At 77.2% G+C, this 3,868-nt stretch carries 1 protein-coding gene; it reads right to left on the reverse strand.

Features of this window, described 5'->3' with window-relative positions:
* Window positions 1-3,868 (reverse strand): SDR family NAD(P)-dependent oxidoreductase (locus PUR61_RS14010; protein ID WP_329879147.1); only part of this gene is annotated, 3,868 nt, incomplete at both ends.

Here is a 3,868-nt window from a genome sequence, read left to right on the forward strand (position 1 = left end):
CGCCTCCACCGAGAACCCCGTCAACGGCAACAGCGCCGCATCACACTCCCGCAACCGCTCCGCGAACGCTCGCGACCCCAGCAGACCCACCGCCATACCCAGCCACTGACCACCCTGACCCGGATACACGAACACCACGTCCGAACTGCCCAACGGCGACCCGGTGACCGGGCCCAGACCCGCGGCCACCGCCTCCAGACCCTCCGCGTCCCACGCCACCGCCCGCACCGGGAGCGCCGCCCGGCCCACCAGCGTCGCGCCGACGTCCGCCGGGGAAGCCCCGGCGGTGAGGACGTCCCGCAGCGCCAGGGCCTGGGCGCGGACCGCGCCGTCGTCGGCGCCGGACAGCGGCAGCGGTACCGGCCGGCCCGGCTCGGGCTCCCCCTGCGTCCCGGGCTGCGGCTCGGCCACGGGCCGGGGCCGGGACGCCTCCGGTGCTTCTTCGAGGATGACGTGCGAGTTCGTCCCGCTGACGCCGAACGCCGACACCCCGGCCCGGCGCGGCCGGCCGGTCCTCGGCCAGGGGCGGGCCTCGGTGAGCAGCTCGACGCCGCCCAGCGCCCAGTCGATGTGCGGGGAGGGCTCGTCGACGTGCAGCGTCTTCGGCAGCACGCCGTGCCGCATCGCCATCACCGTCTTCATCAGCCCGGCCATGCCGGCCGCCGCCTGGGTGTGGCCGATGTTCGACTTCACCGACCCGAGCCAGAGCGGGTCGCCGGTGCGGCCGGCTCCGTAGGTGGCCAGCAGCGCGTTGGCCTCGATCGGGTCGCCCAGCGTGGTGCCCGTCCCGTGCGCCTCGACCGCGTCGATGTCGGCGGGTTCGAGGCGCGCGTCGGCCAGCGCCCGGAGGATGACCTTCTGCTGGGAGGGGCCGCTCGGCGCGGTCAGGCCGTTGGACGCGCCGTCCTGGTTGACCGCACTGCCCCGCACCACCGCCAGGACCGGGTGACCCAGACGCTGCGCGTCCGACAGCCGCTCGACCACCAGCACGCCGACGCCCTCGCCCCAGCCGGTGCCGTCCGCGGCGGCGGCGAAGGACTTGCAGCGGCCGTCGCCGGCCAGCCCGCCCTTCCGGCTGAACTCGACGAACGGGCCGGGCGTCGACATGACCGTGACGCCGCCCACCAGCGCGAGGTCGCACTCACCGGCCCGCAGCGCCTGCCCGGCCAGGTGCAGCGCGACCAGCGACGAGGAGCAGCCGGTGTCGACGGTCATCGCGGGGCCTTCGAGGCCGAAGGTGTACGAGACCCGCCCGGACAGGACGCTGGCCGCGTTGCCGGTGCCGAGGTGGCCCTCCAGCTCGCTGGGGAAGACGCCCATCGACCACAGGTAGTCCGAGCCGTTCGTTCCGGCGAACATGCCGGTCCGGGTGCCGTGCAGGCCCAGCGGGTCCAGGCCGCCGCGTTCCAGGGCCTCCCAGGCGCACTCCAGCAGCAGCCGCTGCTGCGGGTCCATCGCGACGGCCTCGCGCGGCGTGATCCCGAACAGGCGGGCGTCGAAGCCGGCGACGTCGTCGAGGAACCCGCCCTCGCTGGTGTAGGTGGTGCCGCGCACCGCCGAGTCCGCGTTGACCAGGTCCCCGAGGTACCAGCCGCGGTCGGTGGGGAACGGTGACATCGCGTCGACGCCGTCGGTCACCAGCCGCCACAGGTCCTCCGGCGAGCCGACGCCGCCCGGGAAGCGGCAGCTCATCGCGGTGATCGCCAGGGGCTCGCCCCGGTCGGCCGTGGTGACGGCGACGGCGGGTGCGGGGGCGGCGGTGCCGCCGGCCCGGGCCAGCAGGTGCGCGGCCAGCGCGGCGGCGTTCGGGTGGTCGAAGACGACCGTGGCCGACAACGGCAGGCCGGTCTCGGCGCGCAGCCGGTTGCGCAGGTCGACGGCGGTCAGCGAGTCGAAGCCCAGCTCGCGGAACGGCCTGCGGGGTGCGATGTCGTCGACGGAGGGGTGGCCGAGCACGGCGGCGGCGCCGGACCTGACGCAGGCGAGGACGATCCGTTCCTGCTCGGGGACGGGCAGGCCCGCCAGGCGGGCGGCGAGACCTGACCCGTCCCCGGCGGGCTCCGCCGCCTGCGCCAGCGCGTCCCGGACGGCGGGGATGTCGCCGATCAGCGGCCGGGGCCGCTCGGCGGTGAAGAGTTCGGTGAAGCGCGGCCAGTCGACGTCGGCCACGCAGATCGTGGTGTCGTCCTGGGCGACCGCGCGGCGCAGCGCCTCGATCGCGAGTTCCGGCGCCATCTGGACGATGCCGCGCCGGCGCAGCTGGGCCCCGACCTCGGCCGAGGCCATCCCGGCCTCGTCCCACGAGCCCCAGGCGACGGCGGTCATCCTGCCGCCGCGGGCCCGCCGCTGCTCGGCGAGCGCGTCCAGGGCGGCGTTGGCGGCCGCGTAGGCGGCGTGCGCCTGACTGCCCCAGACGCCGGACATGGACGAGAAGGTGACGAACGCGTCCACGTCGCCGACCAGGGCGTCGAGGTGGACGGCGCCGGCGACCTTCCCCGCGAGCAGGCGCTCGACGAGGGCGACGTCGGTCTCGTCGAACGGCACGTTCGCGCCGGTCCCGGCCGCGTGCACGACGGCGTCGACGGGGCCGGCCTCGGCCAGCAGCGCCTCGACGGAGGCCCGGTCGGCCAGGTCGCACGCGACGATCCGGACCTCGGGGCAGAGCGCGGCCAGTTCGTCGCCCAGCCGGGCGGCGCCGGGCGCCCCGGGGCCGCGCCGGCTGGTCAGGACGATCCGTTCGGCGCCGTTCGCGGCGGCCCATCGGGCGATCCGGGAGCCGAGCGCGCCGGTGCCGCCGGTGACCAGGACGGTGCCCCGGGGCCGCCAGCCCTCCCCGCCCCGGCGGGCCGGCGCCGGGGTGATCCGGCGGGTCCACAGTCCGTCGGCGCGGATCGCGAGCTGGTCCTCCGCGCCCAGGGCGCCGGCGAGGACGGCGGCGAGGGTCTCCTCGGAGCGGGCGTCCGGCGTCTCGGGCAGGTCGACCAGTCCGCCCCAGCGGCCGGGCAGTTCGAGCCCGGCGATCCGGCCCAGGCCCCAGACCTCGGCCTGGGCGAGGCTGAGCGGGGCGCCGCCGACGCCGACCGCGCCCCGGGTGAGGACCCAGGCGGGGGCGTCGATCCCGGCGTCGCCGAGTGCCTGGAGCAGCGTCAGCGAGCCGGCGACGGCGCGTGCGACCAGGGGGTGGTCCGGCACCGGCCGCTCGTCGAGGGCCAGCAGCGACACCACGCCGTCGTACGGCCCGGCAGGCAGGGCGGCGGCCATCGCGGCCCGGTCGGCGGCGGCGTCCAGGACCAGCACGTCGGCGTCCGGGAGGAGGCCGTCCGGCACGGGGGTGTCGACGCCCTCGGGCCGGACGAGCAGCCACCGGCCCTCGGGGCGCCCCGGTCCGGTGGCGGGGGCGGGGGTGGGGACGGGCAGCGGGACCCAGCCGACCGCGTACCGCCACCCGTCGATCGTGGACGCCAGCTTCCGGCGCGCCCGCCAGGACGCCAGCCCGTCGAGCACCGGTTCGACGGCGTCGGCGGTCAGGCCGAGTTCGTCGGCGAGCGACTCGGCGCCGCCCTCGACGGCCTTCCAGAACTCCGGGTCGCCGCCCTGGTCGCGGCGCTGCTCCTCGGGCGTCAGCCAGTGACGGCGGCGCTGGAAGGGGTAGGTCGGCAGGTCGGGCAGCGGGCGCAGGCCGGAGAACCACGGGGACCAGTCGACGCGGACGCCCCGCGTCCAGGCGTCGCCGAGCGCGCGGATCTGCCCGGCCGGGCCGTCCTCGCCCCGGCGCAGCGTCCCCCACACCCCCGCGTCGGGCGCGCACTGCTCCAGCGCCACGGTGAGCACCGGGTGCCCCGACACCTCCGCGAACAGCCGGAAACCC

Origin of the sequence: Streptomyces sp. BE20, assembly GCF_036322525.1 — a bacterium.
GTDB lineage: Bacteria > Actinomycetota > Actinomycetes > Streptomycetales > Streptomycetaceae > Kitasatospora.